The sequence below is a fragment of the Aeromonas enteropelogenes genome, from assembly GCF_000819845.1.
Lineage (GTDB): Bacteria > Pseudomonadota > Gammaproteobacteria > Enterobacterales > Aeromonadaceae > Aeromonas > Aeromonas enteropelogenes.
Genome location: NZ_CDCG01000018.1, coordinates 64,200 through 87,837, shown reverse-complemented (window position 1 = coordinate 87,837; position 23,638 = coordinate 64,200). Strand labels below are relative to the sequence as shown.

The following is a 23,638-nucleotide window of genomic DNA, read 5'->3' as shown; positions in this document are numbered from 1 at the left end:
AGGATGGTCATAGACTCATGCAGGAACCTCCCGCTTCACTCATCCAGCTCCAGCAAGAGCTGCAGCAGCTCAAAGCCATCTTCAACGAGATTGGCGCCTATATCTTCACCAAGGATCTGGCCGGACGTTACACCTATGCCAACCAGGCGGTGCTGGATCTGTTTGGCTGTACTCTGGCCCAGTTGCAGGGGCAGGATGACAGTCGCTTTTTCAACCTGAATGACTCGGACGCCCTGCGGCGCAACGATCGCCAGGTGCTGGAGCAGCAGATCACCGTCGCCGACGAGGAGATCAACTACATCAAGGCGACCGGTGAGCCGCGCATTTATCTGAGCGTCAAGAAGCCGATGTACGACGAGGAGGCGCGCCTGATCGGCCTGTGCGGCATCGCCACCGACATCACGGAGCGCAAGGCCATCGAGGCCAAGCTGGCTGAGCAGCACCAACTGCTCGAGATCATCCTCGCCCACGTCGATGCCTACATCTACATGAAGGACACCCAGCATCGTTACCTCTACGTCAACCAGAAGACCTCTGAGCTGTTTGGCATGCCCCCCGAGCAGATGGTCAACATGCGTGACGATGATCTGTTGCCGACGGAGATCGCCGCCCAGTTGCAGCAGATGGATGGGAAAGTATTTGCGACCGGTGAAACCCAGGCTGGTGAGGAGTGCCTGTTCGACGAACAGGGCAAGATGCACTACTACTGGTCGGTGAAAGTGCCCTTTGTCCTGGCCAATGGCACCCCTACCCTGATCGGTTTTTCATCCGACATCACGGAGTTGCACCATCTCAAGGAGCAGTTGCACGCCCAGTCGGTGCGCGACAGCCTCACCGAGCTCTACAACCGCCGGTTTTTCTTCGAGCTGTGCGACAAACAGCTGAACTTCAACACCCGCCATCACAGTCACTCGGTGCTGATCCTGATGGACGTGGATCAGTTCAAGACCATCAATGATCGCTTCGGCCACCCGCTGGGGGACAGGGCTTTAATCCATCTGAGTCAGGTGATGCAACCCGTGCTGCGCAGTGAAGATGTGCTGGCCCGGATCGGGGGGGACGAATTTGCCATCCTGCTACCCGAGACCCACCTGACGGCCGCCGCCTCCCTGGCGGAGCGGTTACGGCATACTGTCATGAACAAACCGCTGACACTGCCCGATGGCAGCAGCCTCGTCATCACTATCAGCGCGGGTCTGGTACAAAACGAGCATGGGGAGCAGATGGAGAGCTTCTATGCCCGCGCCGATCAGATGCTCTATCGGGCCAAACAGATTGGCCGCAATTGCATCGCCTGCTGAGCAATAAGCGGGGGTGAGGGAAAGCCCCCCACCCCGTCACTTTTCTTACAGCTGCTGGCGCAGCATGAATTTTTGCACCTTGCCGGTGGAAGTCTTGGGCAGCGGGGTGAAGATGATCCGCTTGGGCGCCTTGAAGTGGGCCATCTGCTCGCGACAAAACGCGATAAGCTCGGCCTGGCTCGCCTCACGCCCGTCCTTGAGCTTGACGAAGGCGCAAGGCACCTCTCCCCACTTCTCGTCCGGCATGGCGATCACCGCCACCTCGTCCACATCGGGATGACGGTAGAGCACATCTTCCACCTCCAGACTGGAGATGTTCTCCCCGCCCGAGATGATGATGTCCTTGGATCTGTCCTTGATCTCCACGTAACCGTCCGGGTGCCACACCGCCAGATCGCCGCTCCTGAACCACCCCTCCGCCATCGCCTCTGCGCTGGCCGCCGGGTTCTTGAGATAGCCTTTCATCACCACGTTGCCGCGCAGCACTATTTCCCCCATGGTCTTGCCATCTTTGGGGACCACCTCGCCACTGACCGGATTGATGACCCGCATCTCTCCCTGCAGCGGCGATGCCACCCCCTGGCGTGCCTTGAGGCGAGAGAGCGAAGTGGCATCCTGCCCTTGCCAGCTTCGCTGCGGTTCACACAGCACGCAGGGGCCATAGGTTTCGGTCAGACCATAGACATGAGTCACAGCGATCCCCATCGCCTCCATGCCGGCGATCACGGTGGCAGGAGGCGCCGCCCCTGCCGTCATCACCTTGATGGGGTGATCCAGTCCCTGCTTGAGGGCCGGATCGGCATTGTTGAGCATGTTGAGCACGATGGGCGCCGCGCAGAAGTGACTCACCTTGTGTTCGTGCAGTGCCTCATAGATGGCCGCCGCCTGCACATGGCGCAGACAGACGCTCACCCCGGCGGTCGCGGCCAGCGTCCAGGGGAAGCACCAGCCGTTGCAATGGAACATCGGCAAGGTCCAGAGGTAGACAGGATGCTTGGGCAGCTCCCAGGAGAGCACGTTGTTGACTGCATTGAGGTGGGCGCCGCGATGGTGATAGACCACCCCCTTGGGATTGCCGGTGGTGCCCGAGGTGTAGTTCAGGGAAATCGCCTGCCACTCATCCTTTGGCAGCCAGCCGGGCGCTTCACCATCCCCCATGGCGACAAAAGCCTCATAGGTGAGCTCGCTTATCATCTCCCCCTGTTGATAGAGGGGATCATCAATGGCGACCAGCAGCGGCTTGCTCTCGATAAGTGCCAACGCCTTTTGCACCACGGCGCCAAACTCCCGGTCCACCAGCACCACCTTGCTCTGGGCATGCTGGAAGATGAACGCCATGGCATCGGCGTCGAGCCGGGTGTTGATGGTGTTAAGCACGGCGCCACTCATGGGCACCCCGAAATGGGCTTCGAACATGGCTGGCGTATTGGGGGCCACGATGGATACCGTATCCCCCTCGCCGATGCCGTGCAAGCCGAGGGCCGAGGCCAGCTGACGGCAGCGCCGTTCGGTCTGGGCCCAGGTTTGGCGCAAGGGGCCGTGGATCACCGCCGGATAGTCGGGATAGACGCGGGCCGCCCGCGCCAGAAAGCTGATGGGGGTCAGGGGATCGAAATTGGCGGATGTCTGCTCAAGGCCCATTTCATAGATGTTCTGCTTTGTCATCGGGTTCCTTCCTCACATATGGCACAAAGCGGGAGCTCATCCGGTCCGGGTACAGACCGGGCACCGCCCCCGGGCATCATGCTTCGGGTGGGTCTCTTGCGAAAATGGCAGGGTATCAGGGAGGGGGGGTGGCAACCATTAGCAAAACGTCGTATTGGAATCCGTATGAGGCTTGAAAAGCGTGAGTGCGGCATCTTGAGCGGGGCTTTTTTCAAGCTCTCATTCGGGCAACCCCCAAGCCTGTTCCTTGTGCTGAATATTGATATAGCGCGAGCGGTTCGGAGCAAGCCGAATACGCACTCCAGATATATTTATTTTCATCCAGTCATCACCCGACAATAAATTCAAAGGCGACGTCAGGAATAATTATGAAATAAGTATTGCGACGTACAAAATAACATGAAATTAACGTTTTCGTTCGCCGGAAATATATTCTGTGAACCAGCCCATAAAGCCGAGTGAGTACCATGTTCATCCTTTTTCCAGCACGTTATGGTTACATCCTGAAACAATCCACCGGATGTTCAATATCAGGCCAGATTTCTCGCCAACGAGTGCGCAGCTGGCAGTCAAACTGCGCACTTCTCTGTCATGACGAAGGAACCCTATCGACCCGATATTCCGCCGAACCTTAACCTGCTTTATCGAGGAGCATTTTATGTGTGCCGAGCCGAATACCAAGACCCGGAGACAATTCCCCACTGCGTTTACCATTCTGTTTCTGATCATGTTGCTGGCTATTGCCCTCACCTGGATTATTCCGGCGGGGGCCTATGCCAAGCTCTCCTATAATCCCGCCAGCGCTACCTTGATGGTCAACACACCGCAGGGGGAAACCAGTCGGGTGCCCGCCACCCAGGCCGAGCTTGAAAAATTGAATATCAATATCGACGTTGCCCAGTTCATCAACGGCACTATTCGCAAGCCCATCGCCATTCCCGGCACCTATGAGCGACTGGAGCAGGCCCCCAAGGGGCTTGGTGACGTAGCGGTCAGCATGGTCAAGGGCACCATAGAGGGGGCCGACATCATCGTCTTCATCCTGGTACTTGGCGGGCTTATCGGCGTCATCAACAAGACGGGAGCCTTCAGTGCGGGCCTGGTGGCACTGTCGCGCAAGACACGAGGCAACGAGTTCCTGTTCGTGGCCCTGGTCTGTCTGGTGATGGCGCTGGGGGGTACCACCTGCGGGCTGGAAGAGGAGGCGGTTGCCTTCTATCCCATCCTGGTGCCCATTTTCCTGGCGCTCGGGTATGACTCCATCGTCTGCGTAGGAGCCATCTTCCTCGCTGCCTCCATGGGCACCACCTTCTCCACCATCAACCCCTTCTCCGTGGTGATCGCCTCCAATGCCGCCGGCATTCCCTTCACCGAGGGGCTCATCTTCCGTGCGGTCGGCTGCCTGGTGGGCACCCTGGTGGTGATCGCCTATCTCTACTGGTACTGCAAGAAGCTCAAGGCCAATCCGGCCTTCTCCTACACCTATGAGGACAGAGACAGCTTCCGGGCCCGCTTCCTGAAAGAGGGCTCCATGGATGAGAGCGTGCCCTTCACCCTGCGCCGCAAGATCATCCTGACCCTGTTCATCCTCGCCTTCCCGCTGATGGTGTGGGGCGTCTCCATGGCCGGCTGGTGGTTCCCGCAGATGGCCGCCTCCTTCCTCACCATCGCCATCATCATCATTTTCATCTCGGGGCTGAAGGAGAAAGAGGCGGTCGAAGCCTTCACCCAGGGAGCCTCCGAGCTGGTGGCCGTCTCCCTCATCATAGGGCTGGCGCGGGGGGTCAACCTGGTGCTGGATCAGGGGATGATCTCGGACACCATACTGGCCTATGCCTCCGATCTGGTCTCCGGCATGCACGGCGCCGTGTTCGCGGTGAGCCAGATGCTGGTCTTCACCTTGCTGGGACTGGTGGTGCCCTCCTCCTCGGGGCTCGCGGTGCTCTCCATGCCCATCATGGCGCCGCTGGCGGATACCGTGATGATCCCGCGCTACATAGTGGTGTCGGCCTACAACTGGGGACAATATGCCATGCTGTTCCTGGCCCCCACCGGCCTGGTGCTGGTCACCCTGCAGATGCTCGGCATCCAGTTCAACAAGTGGGTCAAGTTCGTGCTGCCCATGGTGGGCTTCGTGCTGGGCTTTGGCGCCCTGATGCTGGTGCTCCAGGTGATGCTGGCCTGATCGGCCAATGCCGTGACACGCCGCCGCAGGGCGGCGTGTTTTTTATGCCGGCGTTAGTGACGCACCCGCCCCTGCTGGCGAAAACAGTAGAGTTTGAGGCTGATGTCGGCGAGGTCGGCAGGCAGCTCTTCCCCGTCTGCCGTCAGCGGCCGATAGAGGGAGGCGAGCAATCGTTCGGCTTGCTGCATTGTGATGACATTGGCCTGGATGGCCGGGGTGATCCAGCTGGGTAACAGTGACATAAGTCCCCCTTCTCACTCTTTCAGTATCAGGTCCCGGATTGGCTGTGGCTCTGCGTCAACGCGCCATCCATCTCCCCTGACGCCTATGCGCTTCTTGCCACACGTTGCAAAAGCCTTGCCGGATTGACACCTTGCCCCCAATCCCCGCGCCCTAGGCTTTCGAACCCCCAGCGGGCCTTGATCGAGACCATCAACATGCCAGATGATTGCAAAATGCGACTCACAATAGGCCCATGTCCCCTCTTGTTCCCTCAACATCGCCATTTCGCGGCGTTTTTTTCGCCGTTGTCGCCAAAGCCAGACACTTTTTGAAGTGGCGTTTTTTTGACCTTGTCAGCGGCTGTCGCAGCCAGCCCCGGTTCGCCTTGTCCGACCAGGGCGCTATTGACAAGATGAATACAGGCTAGCCAAGCACCCAGATTGAGATTGCAGGAGAAGAGAAGATGAACAAGTCCATGATGGCGGGGATCGGGATCGGTATTACATCGGCACTGGCGTTGTCGGCTGCGGCCAGCGGTGGTTTCTTCACCCCCGAGCCCACCTTCGCCGAGGTGATCGCCAGCAAGCCGGTGACCGAAACCATCAAGACGCCCCGTCAGGAGTGTCGCAACGTCACCGTCACCCACCGCAAACCGGTGCAGGATGAACACAAGGTGCTGGGCACAGTGGTGGGGGCGGCGCTGGGCGGTGTGCTCGGCCACCAGTTTGGTGGCGGCAGCGGCAAGAAGGTGGCAACCGCCGCCGGTGCAGTCGCGGGTGGCTATACCGGCAACCAGGTGCAGGGCAACATGCAGGCGGGGGATACCTACACCACCACGGAGCAGCGCTGCAAAACCGTGCAGGAGAGCAGCACCCGCACTCTGGGCTATGACGTCACCTACCGCCTTGCGGGGCAGGAAGGGGTGATCCGGATGGACAAGGCGCCGGGGGCCACCATCCCGGTCAAGGATGGCAAACTGGTGATCGACCAGCAAAAAGGGTGATCCCCCTGCCATCCCCCATAAAAAGGCCCGCCTGATAAAAGCGGGCCTTTTGCTATCCGGCTTGCAGGTACAGCGCCTGGTCATTCACTCCTGCAGCACTTTTTCACCGCCCGCACCACGTTCTGATAGCCGGTGCAACGGCACAGATTCCCCGACAGCCCGCGGCGGATCTCCGCCTCGGTCAGTGGGCGACGCTTGGTCTTGTCGAGCAGGGCGGCGCTCGCCATGACCAATCCCGGGGTGCAAAAGCCGCACTGCACCGCCCCCTCGTCGATAAAGGCCTGCTGCACATCGGAGAGCTCGCTCCCTTTACGTTCCCCCTCCACGGTGCGGATGGACTTGCCATCGGCCCATACCGCCAGATAGAGGCAACTGTCGAGGGCCACGCCATCGACCCGCACGGTACAGGCGCCGCACTCGCCGACGCTGCACCCCTCTTTCACGCTGATAAGCCCCAGCCCGCGCAGGAAGTGAAGCAGCGACACACTGGGCGAGACCGCGTAGGAGTAGGGTTTGCCGTTGATCTCGCACTGGATCTCCACGGCGGGACAGCTTTGCGGTTGCATCATAGGATCTGGCCTCCGGCCCGTTCGACGGCGCAGGTGACCACCCGCTGCGCCAGGGTTTTGATAAGGTGCAGGCGGAACTCTTTCTCCGCCCGCCAGGAGGAGCGCGGCGCCACGTCGGCTACCACCGCCTCGGCGATGGCCGCGAGCGTTGCCCGGGTCAGGGGTTGCCCCTCGGCCGCCGCTTCCGCGTGGGGCGTGCGCACCGGCGTCGGTGCCGCAACCCCGTAGGCCAGCCGCAGACGTTTGAAGTGGCCATCCTCAATCTGGCAGTAGGCTGCGCAGCCGATGGTGGCGATATCCATGGCACCCCGCATGGCATACTTGAAGTAGTGGGATCCCGCATGGGGGTGCGAGTCAGGGGCAAAGTGAAATGCCACCAGGATGTCCGCCGGTTGCAGCGCCACCTTGCCGGGGCCGGTGTGAAAACCGGCGATGGGGATGCGGCGCGTGCCGCCCGGGCCGGCAATCTCCAGCTCGGCTTCCAGCGCCACGGTGGGCGCCGCCGAGTCGGCGCTGGTGGCGCCGTTGCAGATGTTGCCGCCATAGGTGGCAACGTTGCGGATCTGCGGGCCGGCGATGGTGGCGGCGGCCTCGGCCAGCATCGGCAGGCGGCGCTGCACCAGTTCGTTTTCAATCAGCTCGGTAAAGGTGGTGCCAGAGCCGATCCGGATCGATCCGTCGGCCAACTCGCACACCCCTTTGAGCTCGGGCAAGTCGTGAATATCGACGATATGGCGATAGGCTGGGTTGAGGTGATGAAGCTGGATCATCACATCGGTGCCACCGGCCAGCAGACGCGCCTCGGGATCGGCCTGACGCAGGGCGACGGCCTCGGCCACACTGCGAGCCTTATAGTAACGGGCAATATCAAACATGGGGTTGCTCCTCCCTTGTGCCCTCGGTGATCAAACCCGCCGCGACAAACTCCCGAAACAGGGTCTTGGGGGTGATGGGCAGCTCGTTGATGGCGACGCCGGTCGCCATCCTGATGGCGTTGCGAATGGCCGGGCCGGGGGAGATGATGGGCGGCTCGCCCAGGGATTTGTGGCCATAGACCGACTGGGGCTCATGGGTCTGCACGAAGTCGCACTCAAGCTTCGGCAAGTCCAGCATGGTGGGGAACTTGTAGTCCAGCAGGTTGGGGTTGCGCACCGCGCCAGTCCTGGCATCGATGATCATCTCCTCAAACAGGGACCAGCCGATCCCCATCCCCATCCCGCCGTGCACCTGCCCTTCGGCCAGCTGCGGATTGAGGATCTTGCCCGCATCGTGCAGGTTGAGAATACGGTTGATGGTCACCTTGCAGAGATCGATATCGACACTGAGATCGACGAAGGTGCAGCCAAAGCTCGGCGGGTTGGTGGTGGTCTTGTGGGAGACTTCCGAAGTGATCTGGCCGCCGATGGTGAGGTGGTAATAGGCATTGACCGACACCTCGGCCACGCTAATGAGCACCTTGTCCGGTGCACCGGCCAGCACCACATAACCATCCACCAGGGTAAGCGAGCCCACATCCTGATGGCAGAGCTGGGCCGCCAGCGAGAGGATGCGCGCCCGCAGCTGGAGCGCCGCCTGATGGATGGCGGGGGCCGCCACATAGCTCTGGCGCGAGGCGAACGAGCCCGGGTCATAGGCGGTGATGTCGGTATCCTGGGTCGAGATGACCCGGATCTGCTCAAACGGAATGCCCAACGTCTGGGCCGCCATCTGGGCAAAGACGGTGTCCGACCCCTGCCCTATCTCGGTGGCGCCGATCTGCAGATTGACGGTGCCATCCTGGTTGAGCAGCATGCGGGCGCCGGCGATCTCCACCCCCACCGGATAGGTGTTGGAACCGTAGCTGAAGCAGGCCACCCCCACCCCGCGCCGTACCCGGCTCGCCGGATCCTGCGCCAGACACTCGGCCCGCAGGCGCGCCCATTCGAACTGCTCGCCCCCCCGACGCAGGCACTCGGGGAGCCCTGCGCTGTAGATGGTCTTCTGGTTGACCTGATTGACGTCCCCCTCGCGGGCCACGTTGGCGATACGCACGGCGAGCGGGTCGAGCCCAAGCTCTGCGCAAGCATCATCCAGCATGCACTCGAGGGCAAACACCACCTGCGGCGCGCCGTAACCGCGCATGGCACCGGCGGTGGGCAGGTTGCTGTAGAAGGTTTTGGCATCGTAGCCAAAGGCGCTGCGTGGATAGAGGTAGCTGATCTTGTTGGCGCCGGCGCTGGCGATGGAGTGGCCGTGGGAGGCATAGCCGCCGGTGTTGGAGAGCACGTCCAGCTGATACCCCTTGAGGGTACCATCCCGGCTGATGCCCAGGGTGCCGTCGATGGCAAAGCCGTGGCGGGTGCGCGAGGCAAAGAAACACTCTTCCCGGCTCAAGGTCACCTTGACCGGCACGCCGCCGAGCTTGTAGCTCAGAAACGCCGCCATCGGCTCTTCCAGCACATCCTGCTTGTTGCCAAAACCGCCCCCCATGTAGGGCTTGATGACCCGCACGCTAGACCAGGGCAAACCGAGGGACTTGGCCACCCGGCTGCGCACTATCTGGGGGATCTGGGTGCTGGAGACCACCACGATATGATCCGGCTGATCCATGTAGGCGTAACAGGTCACCGTCTCCAGATGGCAGTGCTGCACCACAGGGGTCTGATAGTGGCCCTTGAACTGAACGTCAGCGGCGGCGATGGCCAGCTCCGGCTCACCCGCGCGAATTTGGCTTTGCCGCAGCAGGTTGCCGCCGGGGTGGATGGGATGGGCATCGTCAGCCAGGGCGCTCCGGGCATCCGTCATCACCGGCAGCGGCTCGTAGGTCACCTTGACCAGGGCGGCAGCCTTCTCGGCGACCAGGGGATCGCGGGCCACCACGATGGCGACGCCATCGCCGAAGTGGCGCACATGGTCGGTGAGCAGGCGTCGGTCTTTGACATCCCGCTTGGCCTCATCGAGAGACCAGGCGTGACCGGCGGTGCGATAGCAGGTGGCGGGCACATCCTCGTGGGTGAACACGGCTTCGACCCCGTGCAGGGCCAGCGCTTCGCTGGCGTCGATGGCGAGCACCTTGCCGTGGGCGATATTGCTTCGCACGTACTTGGCGTGGCGCATGCCGAGCATGATGTTGTCATCGGTGTAGCGGGCGCTGCCGGTCACCTTGGCCTCGGCATCCACCCGCTTGAGGGGTAATCCTATGGACATGATCCAGTCCTTTTTCAGATGGGAAAATTCCAGAACCAGATGAAAAACAGCAAGATATGCGCCCGTTTCCCCATGGGAGCGGGAGGATGGCAAGAAGTGTGAAGGGGATCCCATCTGCCTGAATTTCTCGCCCCCGACGCGGTTGTTGGCAGGCAAGCGGGGTGGCAAACAAGGAGAGCAGAAAGAGCGGGCGTATCAATCTGGTAGCCGGCTTTATCAAAATGGTAGCGACCAGATCTTTGCAGCCAAAGGGGCTCTGACTCTCTTTTCACATAGCAAAAAGAGGCGCCCGCTCTCTTGCCACACCGGCAAGAGAAGCCAACCACTGTTGCCAAACATTCCCCTCTCCCCACAAAAAAACGGGGCCGCCTGACGGCGGCCCCGAAACGGGTAGGCATCCCTAGATGGCCCACCCCCCAGCGTAGAAAATCACCAGGGCCAGGGCGATGATGACGGTCCCCGGGTTGAGCTTGCGCCACTCGTTGGAGCAGACGCGCCCGATCACCAGGGCGCTGAAGCCCAGCATGATGCCGGTGACGATATTGCAGGTGAGCACGATGAAGACGGCGCACACCAGGCCGGACATGGCCCCGACGGAGTCACTGAAATCAAGCTTGGTGACATTGCTCAGCATCAGGAGCCCCACGTACATCAGGGCCGGCGCGGTGGCATAGGCCGGCACCAGGTAGGAGAGCGGCGAGAGGAACAGCATCAGCAGGAAGAGGCACCCCACCACGGTGGCGGTGAGCCCCGTCTTGCCGCCCGCTGCCGTGCCCGCCGCCGACTCGATATAGACGGCGGCCGGCGCCGCCCCCACCAGGCCGGAGAAGATGCTGCTGACCGAGTCGGCACTGAGCGCCTTGCCGCTGTTGATGATGTGGCCATCCTTGTCCAGCAAATTGGCCTGGCCCGCCACCGCCCGTATGGTGCCGGTGGCGTCGAACACCGCCGTCATCACCAGCGCCAGCACGCTGGGCAGCACCAGGGGCGAGAGGGCCCCCATGATGTCGAGGCTGAAGATAAGGGAGTTGCCCTGCGCATCCGCCAGGCTCGGCATGGCGAACAGCCCCTGATAGGTCACCGCCGGATCGAAGATGAGACCGAAGATGGAGATGGCGATGATCACCAGCAGGATCCCGCCCGGTACCCGCAGTTTTTCAAGGCCGAAGATCACCGCAAGGCCGATGAGAGACATGATGACCGGCATGGAGGTAAAGGCCCCGAGCGCCACCGGCAAGCCTTCCAGCGGGTTCTTGATCACCAGCCCCACCCCGTTGGCGGCAATCAGCAAGAGGAAGAGGCCGATGCCGATGCCGGTGCCGTGGGCGATCCCCATCGGCAGGTTATCCAGGATCCAGCTGCGCACTCCGGTCACCGAGATGGCGGTAAAGAGTACCCCCATCAAAAAGACGGCGCCGAGCGCCACCGGGATGGAGATCTGCTGCCCCAGCACCAGGCTGAAGGCGGTAAAGGCGGTGAGCGAGATGGCGCAGCCGATGGCCATGGGCAGCTTGGCCCAAAGCCCCATCAAAAGCGAACCAAAGCCCGCCACCAGACAGGTAGCCACAAAGACGGCGCCGGGGGGAAAGCCCGCCTTGCCGAGCATGCTGGGCACCACGATCACCGAATAGACCATGGCAAGGAAGGTGGTGAGCCCGGCCAGCACCTCCTGGCGCACGTTGCTGCCCCGCTCGCTGATCATGAAGAAGCGATCGAGCGCCCCCATGGGTGTTTGTCCTGATCCGGCCTCGCCAACGTCCTGCCCGGCCTGCTCTTGCACACTGCGTATCCTGCTGTTTGCCTGGGTCATACCCAACTCCTTTCGAAAACACCTGAATGTGTCGTAACAACATGCGTGTCGTGACGAAATGGCGGTACTCACTGCGGGTCTCTCCTGCGGGCCTGTCGCAGCGCCAAGACCAGATAACAGGCAGATTCAAACGTTTGCCTTGCTGGTCAACAAAACCGGGCCATTTCCCCTTGTGTCCCGGGGGCTGGCCCCGGTGTTTGCGATGCCGGCGCCCCTTGCGGGTTTGCCAGCCTTCGTGTTCTCTGGGGGCAACTTCACGCCGCCCCGTTGCCTTCCCTACCCTCGCTCGTGCACCAGCTGGCCATCCACATAGGTGCGGTAGATGGATCTGTCATCCCCCAGGGTCAACAGCACAAAGAGCTTGTCCCGCAGGGTGGTGGAGTTGTCGTAACGCAGCTGCTGCAACGGAGTGGCGACCGGGTCGAGCACCACGAAGTCCGCCTCCTTGCCCACCGCGAAGCTGCCGATCTTCTCGTCCAGCCCCAGCGAATGGGCGCCCCCCAGGGTGGCGAGATAGAAGGCCTGATAGGCCGAGAGGCGCTCGCTTTGCAGTTGCATCACCTTGTAGGCCTCGTTCAGCGTCTGCAGCATGTTGAAGGTGGTGCCGGCACCGATGTCGGTGCCTATCCCCACCTTCACCTGCTTGTGCCACGCCTTGTGCAGCTTGAAGAGGCCGCTACCAAGATACAGGTTCGAAGTGGGGCAAAACGCGATGGTGGAGTCGCTCTCCTTGAGGCAATCCCACTCCTGCTCTTCCAGGTGGATGCAGTGGGCAAACACGCAGTTATGGCCGGTGAGACCGTGCTGGTGATAGACGTCGAGGTAACCCTGATGCTCGGGAAAGAGGGATTTCACCCAGGCGATCTCCTCCTTGTTTTCGCACAGGTGGGTGTGCAGATAGGTGGTGGGGTACTCCTCACGCAGTCGTTTTGCCATCGCCAGCTGCTCGGGTGTCGAGGTGGGGGCAAATCGTGGTGTGATGGCATAAAGCAGGCGGCCGTTGCCATGCCAGCGCTCGATAAGCGCCTTGCTCTGCTCATAACTGCTCTGCGCAGTATCCAGCAGATAATCTGGCGCGTTGCGATCCATCATCACCTTGCCCGCGATCATCCGCATATTGATGCGACTGGCCGCCTCGAACAGGGCATCCACCGACTCGGGGTGAACGGTGCCGAACACCAGCGCCGTGGTGGTGCCGTTTCGCAGCAGCTGCTTGATAAAGAAGGTGGACATCTCGCGGGCATACTCGCGATCGTTGTAGCGCCGCTCGGCCGGGAAGGTGTGCTGGTTGAGCCACTCCAGCAGCTGCTCGCCATAGGCCCCCACCATCTCGCTCTGGGGATAATGAATGTGGGTGTCGACAAAGCCCGGCACGATGAGCTTGCCGCGATAATCACGCACCCGCACCTCGGTCGGGATTCGCCCCTTGCCCTCCTCCCACTGACCGAACCAGTCGATGCAGCCGTTGCGGATGATCAGGAGCCCATCCTCGACGAGGCGGGCGTGAGCCTCTATCTCCTCGGGGTGATCCACCACCCGGGTGATGTCAAAAAAGCTGCCACGGATGGCTTTGACTGAGTTGTCGTAGTTCATAACCTTGTCCCTGTTTTTATCGTTCTGTAATGAGATTCAGACCCGCTCTGTCCCGGGTTCACTCCCCCCTGCTTCCTCTACCCGGGGTACTGCTTCGCGGCTGGCGGGGGCGGTCTGAAAGGCGCTGTCCGGCTTGTCGCTGAGTTGGATCACTTCCACCCCCTCGGCGCCCTTGAGCACCTTGCGCTTGCGGCTCGGGGGCAGCACCAGATTCAGGATGATGGCGGTGATGCCGCCGGCGCAGATGGGGTTCTCCACCAGCATGTAGATGCCGGCGGGCAACACCTTGAAGACGTTAGGGTCGTAGGAGACGCCGAGCCCCAGCCCCAGCGAGGTGGCGACGATCAGGGTCTCGCGGCGATCGAAGCCGTGGCTGATGATGATGCGGCCACCGGCGATGGCGATCATGGAGAACATGATGGTCATGGCGCCCCCCATCACCGGGGACGGTATGGTGGTAAAGAAGCGCCCCACCACGGGGAAGAGTCCCAGCAGCACCAGGATGACGGCGATAAACTTGCCCACGTGGCGCGAGGCCACCCCGGTCATCTGGATGACGCCGTTGTTCTGGGCAAAGGTGGTGAGCGGCAGGGAGCCGAGGGCCGAGGCGATCACCGACACCAGGCCGTCCGCCAATACGCCGCCGGAAAGCCGTTTTTGAAACTCGGGGCCGCGGATCTCCTGGCGCGAGACCATGGCGGTGGCGGTGATGTCCCCCACAGCCTCCAGCACGCTCAACAGATAAATGGTACCCGCCAAGAGGAAGGCGTGGGCATCAAAGGTAAAGCCGTATTTGAACGGCACCGGAATGGTGACCAGGGGCAGATCATTTAACGGGGAGAAATCCACCATGCCAAGCATCAGGGCCACCACATAGCCCACCAGCAAACCGATGGCGATGCCACTCATGCGAAGCAGCGGACTCTTGCTGCAGTTGAAGGCGACGATGACGCAGAGCACCAATAGCCCCAGGCCGATGTTTTCGTACTTGCCGAAGGTACCGCTACTCATGGCGGAGAAGCCGCCGCCAAAGTCGATGATCCCCACCTTGATGAGGCTAAGGCCAATCATCAACACCACCACCCCGCTCACGGTCGGGGTGATCACCCGCTTGAGGTAAGGCAGTACGAAGGAGGAGCCCATCACCAGGAAGGCGCCGACAAAGGAGACCCCGAGCAGGGTCGAGACGATCAGCTCCTCGTGCAGGCCATCTTTTTTCATGGCGCTGCCGAGCGCAATCATCACGGTAACGAAGGAGAAGTTGACCGACTGGATGGAGAGCAGGCCCGAGCCGATGGGGCCGTAGCGGTTCACCTGCAACCAGGTGCCGATGCCGGAGGCGATCATCGCCATGGAGACCAGATAGGCGGTGGTCTCGGTGGAGAGGCCGAGGGCCCCGCCGACGATGAGAGCCGGGGTCACCATGGGCACAAAAATGGCCAGCAGATGGGTCACTGCGCCCATCAGGGTTTGCGAAAAGGGGGGCTGGTCTTCCAGCTCGTAAATCAGGTCCGAGTGCTTGCGTGTTGTTTTAGACATCTTGATTGTCCCATCACACAGAATATGGGCGGAGTACTCATTCCGCTGTCAGGTGTCGGGGCGAGCCTGCGCCCGCCCCTCACCTTTTCTCTTGTCATGCCACCGTTTGTTGCTCCAGCTTGCCGAGCTCACGCAGGATCTGCTCCGGCGTGAAGTGCCATTTGCGCAGCCAGATCCCGCAGGCGTCGTGAATGGCGGTGGCGATGGCGGGCGCGGCGCCGTTGACCCCGATCTCCGAGATGGACTTGGCGCCGTAAGGACCGACCTTGTCGTCACTCGGTACCAGGAAGGCCCTGAAGTCGCGCGGGATGTCGCCAATCTTGGGCGCGCCATAGCTCTTGAGATCCCGGGTGAGCGGGATCCCCTTGCCGTCGTAGCAGATCTCCTCGGTCAAGGAGTGGCCGATGGCCCGCATGGTGGCGCCGTAGATCTGGCCGAGGGCCAGCTCGGGGTTGATGGGGGTGCCGCAGTCGAGCAGGGCGTAGAACTTGTCGAGGCGGATCTCGCCGGTGCGCACGTTGACCGCCACCTCGGCAAAGTTGGCCCCGTAAGGGAAGGCCAGCTCCGAGGTGATGTAGCTGGCGGTACCCACCAGGATGCCAAAGCCGGTGCCGGTCTCGGCCTTGTGGGCGATCTGGCCAAGGGAGACCTCTCCCAGCTTGCCGCGCACCACCCCGGGGTATACCAGCTCGACATCCGTCACCGGTTCGCCCAGCATGGCGGCGCCATGGAACAGGATCTTCTCCCTGAGGTTCTCGGCCGCCTTCTTGGCCGCGTTGCCGGAGAAGCAGGTGCCGGATGAGGCATAGGCCCCCTTGTCGAAAAGGGCGTGGTCGGTGTCGCCGGAAATCACATGCACATCGCCAAGCGGGCAACCCAGCACCTCGGCGGTCAGCTTGGCCACCACGGTATCGAGGCCGGTGCCGATATCGGCGCCACCGGAGTGGACGATAAAGGTACCGTCAGACTCCAGCTTGACCATGCAGTTGGCCTGATCGATGTCAGGGATCCCCGATTTTTGCATGATGATGGCGACGCCACGGCCGATGCGCCAATCCCCATCCGCGGATTTGGGGCTGTCCCAGGCGATGAGCTCGCGCCCCTGTTTCAGGATGGGCTCGAGGGCACAGCTGGCTGCATGGGGCACCGAGGTGGGCATCTTGCCCTCGCCGATGGCCCCCAGCACCTTGAGGATGTCTCCTTCGTGCACCCGGTTGTGCTCCACCATGTCGAGCTGATCGATGCCCAGTTGCTCCGCCAGCTCGGCGATGGCCATGGTCAGGGCGAAGTTGCCCTTGGGCGCGCCGTAGCCCTGATAGGCCCCGGTCGGGCAGATGTTGCTGTAGTAGGTGTTGACAGTGAAACGCACGTTGTCGCACGGATAGAGCGGCAGGGAGAGCGCCGGGCCGTTGCTTGGCACCGTCAATGAGTGGTTGCCGTAAGGGCCGGTGTTGGCGCGAAAATCCATGTCGATGGCGGTGAGGGTGCCATCTTTTTTGGCCCCTATCTTCACCGTCACCTTGGCTACGTGGCGGGAGGTGTTGCTGATGAACTCCTCTTCACGGGTGTAACGGAAGGTGACCGGACGGCCAGTCACTTTCGTGGCCCAGGCACACACCTCCTCCAGCAGGATGTCCTGCTTGGAGCCAAAGCCGCCCCCTACCCGCTCCTTGATGACGTGCACCTGATGCTGCTTCATGCCAACGATGCGCGCCACCTGACGGCGCACGTGCCAGGGCACCTGGGTGGAGGCGTGAATGATGAGGCGCTCCCCATCCATGTAGGTGAAGCAGATGTGCGGCTCGGTCGGGCACTGTTGGGCCTGGGTGGATTCATAGGTGCGCTCCAGCACCACATCCGCCTCGGCAAAGCCCTTGGCCACATCGCCAATCTGGCCATGGACGCTGGCGGCCAGGTTCTCATGGGGGCGAGCCCCGATGGGGAAATTGATGATCATGTGCTCGTCATCGCGATAGACGGCGTTGGCGTTCTGGGCCTCCAGATCCGCCGGGGCGCCGGCCATGTAGACGATGGGCTCGTCGTGCACCAACGGCGCATTGGGGGCCATCGCCTCGTCTATGTTCATGACTGCCGGCAGCACCTGATACTCGACCTCAATGAGTTTGAGGGCCGCCAGCGCAATGGCTTCGCTCTCGGCCACCACGGCGGCCACCCTGTCCCCCACGTGGCGCAGCTTGCGACCAAACATGCGGCGATCGAGCGGTGACGGCTCGGGGGCGCTCTGGCCACCCGGGGTGTAGTAGACATCCGGGCAGTTGCGGTAGGTGATGACGTGCACCACCCCCGGCATGGCTTCGGCGCGGCTCACGTCGAGTCGGGTGATGAGGGCATGGGGATGGGGGCTTCGCAGCATCTTGATCACCAGCGCATCCTCGGTGACCCTATCCTCCACGTAGCAGGGCTTGGCCTGCACCATCTTGGCGGCGTCCACCTTCGGGCAGCTCTTTCCGATGTGGCGCAAGTCGCCCCGAAACTCGGGGGCGATCTGGCAGAGATAATCGGGATCCTTCATCCGCGAGCAGGCGAGCTCGATGGCCTGGTAGAACTGCTGGTAGCCGCCGTCACGGTGAAACAGCCCAGAGAGCGCATCGTCGATTTGATCACGGGTGGGGTTCGGGTGGCGATCAAGCAGGTCGGTCACGATCAGGGAGGCGGCCGGATCGTTGTAACCGGATTGCACGACCCCCACATCCACCATGGCCTGCTGCACCAGGCTGAGCTGGTTCCAGCTGCCCAGCGACTCGGCGGTGCGCACCTCGGCCCCTTCCAGTTGCGCGGCGATCAGCAGGGAGGCGTTGACCACCTTGCCATTGAAGAGGATGGCGTCGGAGCCGGCAAAGCCGAAGCCGTCGTCACTGTTGCGCACCGAATGCATCCGGCACTGGTTGAACAGCACCCGCTGGGCATTCTCGCCGGCGGGGCAAATGACGGTGCGCAGGGCACCGTTCAGGGTGAAGTTGAGTTCCATCATGCCTGACCCTCCTGCTGCTGGCACTCCACCAGCAGATCCGCCACCACCACGCCGCTGATATAGCGCTTGTAGGCCACGCTGCCGCCGAGATCCGCGCGCGGAGTGACCAGTTCGCTCACCGCCGCCTCCAGCGCCGCATCGTGCAGATCGCGCCGCTCCACATCACGCAGGCGCATCGGCTGAGGCGTCACGCCGGCCAGGGCGACCCGCATCTCGCCAAGGGCATCCAGGGCCACAGCCGCCGTCATCACGGCCAGGCCATCAGCATTACGACTGATGCGACGGGTCGCACAGCGCAGGTCGGGCTCCGGCAGCACCACCCCCAACACCAGCTCCTTGCGCTGGCCCGCCAGATAGGCATCGATGGGTTGCAGCTGGTTGTTCTCCAGCACCACCACGGCTTCGAGCACCAGCAGCACCGGCAGCAGCGGGGAGTCCTGCTGCTGGCAGGCAAGCTCACCGCCGAGGGTGGCCTGATTGCGCAGATGGCGGGAGTAGACAAACCCCAGCGCCTCGCACAGGGCGGCCGGGGTACGGGGGTCATCTTTCAGGGCTTGCAGGGTGACGGTGGCGCCGATGTGAAGCTGGCCGTGCTGCTGCTCAATCTGGCCAAGTCCGAGCTTGGCCAGCGAGATGGCGACCTTCTTGTCGGTGCGGGTCGGCGCGGCGTTGAGCTTGCTGCCGCCCCCCATGTAGACGGCGTCGTTGCCAAAGCGGGCCTTGAGTTCCAAAGCCTGACCCAGTTGCTCGGGTCGGAAGAATTGCTCAATCATGTGTCGTCCTTACTCTTGCTGCCCGCCGCCGGGAGAATCCACAGGGCGGGCAATCCAGTCCAAACGTGCGGAGGGCGGCCTCAGGCCAGCGCGTCCATTCGTTGCCACAGGCGGCTCGCCACCTTGCTGGCCTGCTCATAAAGGGGCTCGACGTCAAAGGCGAACTCGCGATCCTGATAGACCATGCGCCCCTCCACCATCACGCTGTTGACCGAAGATGAGCCCATGCCGAAGGCGAGATGGCCGCCCAGGTTGCGCGGCGCCAGCGGGGTCGGTGCGGCGTAGTCGCAAATGGTGAGGTCGGCTTTGTAACCTGGCTCCAGGCGGCCAAATTTGGCGCCGAAGTTGCGCTCCAGCAGGCGGTTGCCGTTCCAGAGGAAGCGGGCAAAGCTGTCTGGCCAGAGCGCGCCGCCGGCATCCTTGTGCTTGAAGTAGGCAAACTTGAGCTCTTCGAGCATGTCGGAGCCGATGCCGTCGGTGCCGAGCGCCAGGTTGCGAAACTGTGGCAGGTGCAGGTTGTAGCCCACGTGGTTGTTCATGTTGGAGCGGGCGTTGTGCACCAGGAAGGCATCGCGGCTGTTGAGCAGCTCGATGTCGGCCGGGCTCAGGTAGATGCCGTGGGCGATCAGGGTCTTGCTGTCGACAAGGCCAAACTCGTCCAGCCGGGCGATGGGCTCCTTGCCATGGTGGTGGTGGCCGTGGGCCATGTCGTATCTGTCTTCCGCCACATGGATATGCAGCCCGCGACCGGTGGCCTGCAGCGCTTCGCGCAGCATGGCCAGCCCCTCGTCGGGCACGGTGAAGGGAGCGTGGGCGCCGATGTGCGCTTCAACCAGATAGGGTTCGCTCCCCTTGGCCTTGGCGGCATCAATGGCCTGCGCAAACAGGATGTTCTCCTCCACCCCGGCCTGCAGCTCGGCGAGGCCGCCGTTGCGATCCGTGGTCTCGAAGCAGGTCATGCCGCGCAGCCCCGCCTCCATAAACCCTTTGCGCAGCACGTTCAGGGAGCCCTTGATGAAGTTGGGCGAAGCGTGGTGGTCGATCACCGCGCTGCAGCCATTCTTGATCGCTTCCAGCGAGCAGATGAGACCGCTGTAGTAGAGGGACTCTTCATCGAGTGCCCGATCGAGCCGCCACCAGAGGTTTTTCAGGGTGGAGATAAAGTCCGGACAGGGGGCGATGTTGGCCATGATCCCCCGCGACAGGCCGGAGTAGAAGTGGTTGTGGGCACAGACAATGCCCGGCATCACCAGCTTGCCCCCCATCTCCCGATAGTTGGCCTCCGGGTAGAGGGCCCGCAGATTAGGGCCTACCGCCTTGATAAGGGAACCTTCGATGGCGATATCCACCCCCTCCAACACCCGGGTCGGCTCCAGCTGGACGGCGGTGACGTTTTTCAGAATAAACATGGTTTGCTCCTTCGCTTATTCGTTATTCGCTCAGGCCGCGACGGCCCCCAGCAGGTAGTGGTGATGGGCATGGACATGGCTGATGATGCGGCACATGTCACCAAGGGCCTCGGGCACATTTGGGATCCGGCTCTGGGCATCTATGGTCAGGCGATAGGTCTCGCCGCCCTGGCGTACCCGCAGCTCACCGCCCCCGTCATGGCCCTCGGCCAGATAGAAACCGGGGTTGCGGCTGTTGTCGAAGTCCTCGGGCAGGCTGAAGATGGTGACCTTGTCCTGATAGGGCTTGCCCTGCCAGGGGCAGAACTGGGCACAGTTGCCGCACTCGTTGCAGTAGGCATCCAGATGCAGGGTCTGAAACGCGTCTTTGAAGCCCGGCACCGCGATGGCGACGTTGGCCCGGTTGGGGCAGACATCCACGCACTTGCTGCACAGGTAGTTGCACTCGAGGCAACGGTGCGCCTCCTGGGCCACGAAGGCATCCCGCTCTCCCTTGTCCACCAGGGTGACGGCGATATTGCCCTTGCGGCGGTAGATCTCCTCCTTGTCAGACGGCTGGCTGGTCACATCGCACGGCTTGCCAGCAATGTGCTCGCGGGCCAATACCAGATCCGCGGCGCGGCGGGCACCACCGATGGCAGCCACGATGGAAGAGGAGCCGCTTTGCACGTCGCCGATGAGGAAGACGTTGCGACGGCGGGTCTCGCCACTCCGGGCATCCACCTCGGGCCAGCCATCGCTGCCAAGGGGAATGCCCATGCGCTGCAACACCTCGCAATCGGGCTGCTCGCCGATGGCGGTGATCAAGGCATCCATCTGCATCACCTCGGTCTGTTCGGTGGGCACAGGGCGACGGCGCCCCTGCTCGTCAGGATCCCCGAGGGACATCATTCGCACGGTAAGCTTGCCATCTTTATCAAAGCGCTCCGGATTGGTGAGGAAGCAAAAACGCACCCCATCCTCCACCGCTTCCAGATACTCCTCGCGATAGGCGGGCATCTCTTTTTCGCTGCGGCGGTAGATGACGGTCACATCGCTCACTCCCGGCACCTTGAGGGCGGCGCGGGCACAGTCCATGGCAGTGTTGCCGGCGCCGATCACCGCCACATGGCGGCCCAGCGGCAGCGGCTTGCCCTGATTGAAGCTGCGCAGGAAGTGGAAGGATTTGTAGATGCGCTCGTGATCCCCTTCCAGACGCATGCCGCCGTTCTTGTCGGCCCCGATCCCGACGAAGACATAGGTAAAGCCCTGCTCCTGCAGCTTGTCGACGGTGAGCGCCGGGTCGCAACCAAACTCGAACTTGACCCCGTGGGCGGCGACAAAGTCGATGTCGTGCTGGATAAGTTCGGCCGGAATGCGGAACTCGGGAATGATGTGTTTGACTACGCCGCCGGCGTCGTCCTCGCGCTCGAAGATGGTGACCGGATGACCGGCCCGGGCCAGGAAGTAACCGGCGGACAGACCCGCCGGGCCTGCGCCAATTACCGCGACCGGGTGCTTGTCACCGCTACCGGCCGGCTTGTGCCAGCGCGCCTTGTACCCTTCCCAGCCGCGCTCGAGGGCCACTTTTTTCAGCTCGCGAATATTGAGGGGGCTGTCGTAGTCCAGACGGGTGCAGTTGTACTGACACTGGTGATCGCAGATATGGCCGGTGATTGCCGGCAGGGCGTTGCGCTGGTAAATCAGCTCAAGGGCCGCCACATACTCCCCCTCGCCCATCAGGCGAATGTACTCGGGGATATCCTGATGCACGGCGCAGGCGGTGACGCAGGGCGCCACGTAACAATCGGTCAGGGGCAGGCCGCCACCTACCTCGATGCGATCCTCGGACTTCCACTCTTTCTGGGTGTAATCCATGGTGAGGGCCTTGGCGGCCAGGGCCTCCAGCTTGGCGACATCCACCCGGGTCATGGCCCAGCTGTCGGACGCATCTATCTCCTTGAGACACTCCAGCTGGCGCAGGTAGCCACCCGGTTTGAGCAGATCGGTGGCCATGGTGATGGGGCGGATGCCGGTTTCGAAGATCTCGCAGATATTGAACTTGCTGGCACCGCCCGAGTAGGAGATGGGCAACTTGCCATCGAAGGCGCGCGACAATACGGCGGCCACGTTGATGGAGAGCGGGAACAGCGCGCGGCCGGACATGTACATCTCATCCCCCGGCAGCGCCCCCTTGCGGTTGATAGTTCCGAGGGTGTTGGTGAGTTTCACCCCGAAGGTGAGCCCCTTCTCGGCCCCCAGCGCCATCAGACGGGTCAGCATCCCCTTGGCCTGATCCAGCTTGAGATCGTATTCAAACGACTCTTCGCTAAGACCAATGTAATCAAAGCCGCAGCCATCGAGGATCTCGCGCACCCGCGGGTAGCCCAGCAGGGTCGGGTTGAGTTTGACGAAGGTGTTGAGCCCCTTCTCTTCCAGCATGTAGCGGCAGATGGCCTCGATTTCGTTGGGTGGACAGCCGTGCATGGTGGAGAGGGTCACCCCGTGCACCAGGGTGGCCGGAATGCAGTCCGCCAGCTGCTGCAGGCGATCCCGGCGCGCCTCCAGCCCCAGTGCGGCGATAAACTGCTCGTCGGCCACGAACTCGCGCAGCTTCTGCTGATACTCGGCAAATGCCGGGCGTTGGCTTGCATCCATCAGGCCGTGGATAAACTGCTGCATGGGGGGCTGTTTGATGCCATCAAGGTTGTAGCCCACGCTCATGTTGAAGATAAAGGACTTGGCTTCCCCGTCGAGGCGCGGATCGAAGATCTCCTCCAGCAGATAGAGGGCGAACCAGGCCTTCAGGTACTCGTCAAATGCCTTGGTCAGGGTGAACTCGGTGGACCACTCGGTGTTGAAGCACTCGTCCTCGGCATCGATGCAGGGCTTTGCCAGTTCGAGACGGTCCAGGATCTGCACCGTCTTGAGCTCGATAAAGCGCCCGCCGGTCAGCCAGGAGGTGACGATGTTCTGGGCCAGTTGGGTATGGGGGCCGGCCGCCGGGCCGATGGGGGTCTCGCAGGTTTCACCGAATACCTTGATCTTGCGCTCGTCCTGCTTGCGATAGAATTGCGCGGCGGGAATGCCGAAGATGGACTGGCTCTCTTTATATTCCGCAAAAATTCGGGTCAGAAGGTTCTTGAAGGGAACGGGTCGCATAATATCGCCCATGATGATCTCCTTGCAGCGGCTCTGCTCATTGACATGGTGAATAACTGGGGTTTTCCTGCGGGATCGCCCCTTGTAAAGGAGAAGAGCAACTATCAGGCCAGCGCGGCTGCAAATGATTTTTTTGCGATAAAAGCGTGAGGCAGCTCCAATTAATGAAAGTGACAGGCAATTGGCCCGCCATATTAAATGAGAGTGGTTATCACTCACCCGAAAATATATTCAGGCATACCGTGATAAA

General features: G+C 62.0%; 15 protein-coding genes. 3 read left to right on the top strand and 12 right to left on the bottom strand.

Going from position 1 to position 23,638, the window contains the following annotated elements:
* Positions 1–17: 17 nt before the first annotated feature.
* Positions 18–1,301: a sensor domain-containing diguanylate cyclase gene (locus BN1123_RS07205; RefSeq protein ID WP_042026122.1), complete on the top strand. Its 1,284-nt coding sequence runs from the start codon at positions 18–20 to the stop codon at positions 1,299–1,301.
* A 45-nt stretch (positions 1,302–1,346) separates the two neighbouring features.
* On the opposite strand, the gene BN1123_RS07200 is transcribed toward BN1123_RS07205, so the two are convergent.
* A complete protein-coding gene (locus tag BN1123_RS07200; protein ID WP_042026121.1) occupies positions 1,347–2,966 on the bottom strand; it encodes an acyl-CoA synthetase in 1,620 nt (539 codons plus the stop codon).
* 658 nt (positions 2,967–3,624) lie between these two features.
* Between BN1123_RS07200 and BN1123_RS07195 the strand changes: the two genes are divergently transcribed.
* Positions 3,625–5,151 (top strand): YfcC family protein, encoded by a 1,527-nt coding sequence (locus tag BN1123_RS07195; RefSeq protein WP_042026120.1) that lies wholly within the window; start codon positions 3,625–3,627, stop codon positions 5,149–5,151.
* 53 nt (positions 5,152–5,204) lie between these two features.
* Here the strand turns inward: BN1123_RS07195 and BN1123_RS07190 are convergent, their stop codons facing one another.
* Positions 5,205–5,393, bottom strand: coding sequence for a hypothetical protein (locus BN1123_RS07190; protein ID WP_042026119.1), 189 nt, complete (start codon positions 5,391–5,393; stop codon positions 5,205–5,207).
* Positions 5,394–5,836: 443 nt separating this feature from the next.
* On the opposite strand from BN1123_RS07190, the gene BN1123_RS07185 reads away from it, so the two are divergent.
* A complete protein-coding gene (locus BN1123_RS07185) occupies positions 5,837–6,376 on the top strand; it encodes a glycine zipper 2TM domain-containing protein (RefSeq protein ID WP_042026117.1) in 540 nt (179 codons plus the stop codon).
* Between the two features lie 80 nt (positions 6,377–6,456).
* On the opposite strand, the gene xdhC is transcribed toward BN1123_RS07185, so the two are convergent.
* The 10 genes from xdhC to ygfK all read right to left on the bottom strand — a co-directional run bounded on the left by xdhC (position 6,457) and on the right by ygfK (position 23,400).
* Positions 6,457–6,945: a xanthine dehydrogenase iron sulfur-binding subunit XdhC gene (xdhC, locus tag BN1123_RS07180; RefSeq protein WP_042026115.1), complete on the bottom strand. Its 489-nt coding sequence runs from the start codon at positions 6,943–6,945 to the stop codon at positions 6,457–6,459.
* Entirely contained in the window at positions 6,942–7,820 is an 879-nt protein-coding gene (gene xdhB, locus BN1123_RS07175) for a xanthine dehydrogenase FAD-binding subunit XdhB (RefSeq protein WP_042026113.1), read from the bottom strand. Before xdhB ends, xdhC begins: the two co-directional genes overlap by 4 nt.
* On the bottom strand, positions 7,813–10,131 hold the full coding sequence (gene xdhA / locus BN1123_RS07170; RefSeq protein ID WP_042026111.1) for a xanthine dehydrogenase molybdenum-binding subunit XdhA: 2,319 nt from the start codon (positions 10,129–10,131) through the stop codon (positions 7,813–7,815). Before xdhA ends, xdhB begins: the two co-directional genes overlap by 8 nt.
* A 400-nt stretch (positions 10,132–10,531) precedes the next feature.
* Positions 10,532–11,857 (bottom strand): NCS2 family permease, encoded by a 1,326-nt coding sequence (locus tag BN1123_RS07165; protein WP_042026467.1) that lies wholly within the window; start codon positions 11,855–11,857, stop codon positions 10,532–10,534.
* 360 nt (positions 11,858–12,217) lie between these two features.
* Positions 12,218–13,534, bottom strand: coding sequence for a guanine deaminase (gene guaD / locus BN1123_RS07160; RefSeq protein WP_042026110.1), 1,317 nt, complete (start codon positions 13,532–13,534; stop codon positions 12,218–12,220).
* A 36-nt stretch (positions 13,535–13,570) separates the two neighbouring features.
* A complete protein-coding gene (locus tag BN1123_RS07155; protein WP_042026108.1) occupies positions 13,571–15,073 on the bottom strand; it encodes a nucleobase:cation symporter-2 family protein in 1,503 nt (500 codons plus the stop codon).
* A gap of 94 nt (positions 15,074–15,167) precedes the next feature.
* Positions 15,168–18,065, bottom strand: a complete 2,898-nt coding sequence (locus BN1123_RS07150) for a molybdopterin-dependent oxidoreductase Mo/Fe-S-binding subunit (protein WP_224212373.1) — start codon at positions 18,063–18,065, stop codon at positions 15,168–15,170.
* A complete protein-coding gene (ygfM, locus tag BN1123_RS07145; protein WP_042026106.1) occupies positions 18,062–18,838 on the bottom strand; it encodes a molybdopterin-dependent oxidoreductase FAD-binding subunit in 777 nt (258 codons plus the stop codon). The genes BN1123_RS07150 and ygfM overlap by 4 nt, the downstream gene beginning before the upstream one ends.
* 80 nt (positions 18,839–18,918) lie before the next feature.
* Positions 18,919–20,247 (bottom strand): putative aminohydrolase SsnA, encoded by a 1,329-nt coding sequence (gene ssnA / locus BN1123_RS07140; RefSeq protein WP_042026104.1) that lies wholly within the window; start codon positions 20,245–20,247, stop codon positions 18,919–18,921.
* Between the two features lie 30 nt (positions 20,248–20,277).
* Complete coding sequence (gene ygfK / locus BN1123_RS07135; RefSeq protein ID WP_042026103.1) at positions 20,278–23,400, bottom strand: putative selenate reductase subunit YgfK; 3,123 nt, start codon at positions 23,398–23,400, stop codon at positions 20,278–20,280.
* Positions 23,401–23,638 lie beyond the last annotated feature (238 nt).

Bases quoted from the DNA above. Each gene is read 5' to 3' on its own strand.
- BN1123_RS07205 (WP_042026122.1), top strand. From the start codon at position 18: ATGCAGGAACCTCCCGCTTCACTCATCCAGCTCCAGCAAGAGCTGCAG.
- BN1123_RS07200 (WP_042026121.1), bottom strand. From the start codon at position 2,966: ATGACAAAGCAGAACATCTATGAAATGGGCCTTGAGCAGACATCCGCC.
- BN1123_RS07195 (WP_042026120.1), top strand. From the start codon at position 3,625: ATGTGTGCCGAGCCGAATACCAAGACCCGGAGACAATTCCCCACTGCG.
- BN1123_RS07190 (WP_042026119.1), bottom strand. From the start codon at position 5,393: ATGTCACTGTTACCCAGCTGGATCACCCCGGCCATCCAGGCCAATGTC.
- BN1123_RS07185 (WP_042026117.1), top strand. From the start codon at position 5,837: ATGAACAAGTCCATGATGGCGGGGATCGGGATCGGTATTACATCGGCA.
- xdhC (WP_042026115.1), bottom strand. From the start codon at position 6,945: ATGATGCAACCGCAAAGCTGTCCCGCCGTGGAGATCCAGTGCGAGATC.
- xdhB (WP_042026113.1), bottom strand. From the start codon at position 7,820: ATGTTTGATATTGCCCGTTACTATAAGGCTCGCAGTGTGGCCGAGGCC.
- xdhA (WP_042026111.1), bottom strand. From the start codon at position 10,131: ATGTCCATAGGATTACCCCTCAAGCGGGTGGATGCCGAGGCCAAGGTG.
- BN1123_RS07165 (WP_042026467.1), bottom strand. From the start codon at position 11,857: ATGGGGGCGCTCGATCGCTTCTTCATGATCAGCGAGCGGGGCAGCAAC.
- guaD (WP_042026110.1), bottom strand. From the start codon at position 13,534: ATGAACTACGACAACTCAGTCAAAGCCATCCGTGGCAGCTTTTTTGAC.
- BN1123_RS07155 (WP_042026108.1), bottom strand. From the start codon at position 15,073: ATGTCTAAAACAACACGCAAGCACTCGGACCTGATTTACGAGCTGGAA.
- BN1123_RS07150 (WP_224212373.1), bottom strand. From the start codon at position 18,065: ATGATGGAACTCAACTTCACCCTGAACGGTGCCCTGCGCACCGTCATT.
- ygfM (WP_042026106.1), bottom strand. From the start codon at position 18,838: ATGATTGAGCAATTCTTCCGACCCGAGCAACTGGGTCAGGCTTTGGAA.
- ssnA (WP_042026104.1), bottom strand. From the start codon at position 20,247: ATGTTTATTCTGAAAAACGTCACCGCCGTCCAGCTGGAGCCGACCCGG.
- ygfK (WP_042026103.1), bottom strand. From the start codon at position 23,400: ATGGGCGATATTATGCGACCCGTTCCCTTCAAGAACCTTCTGACCCGA.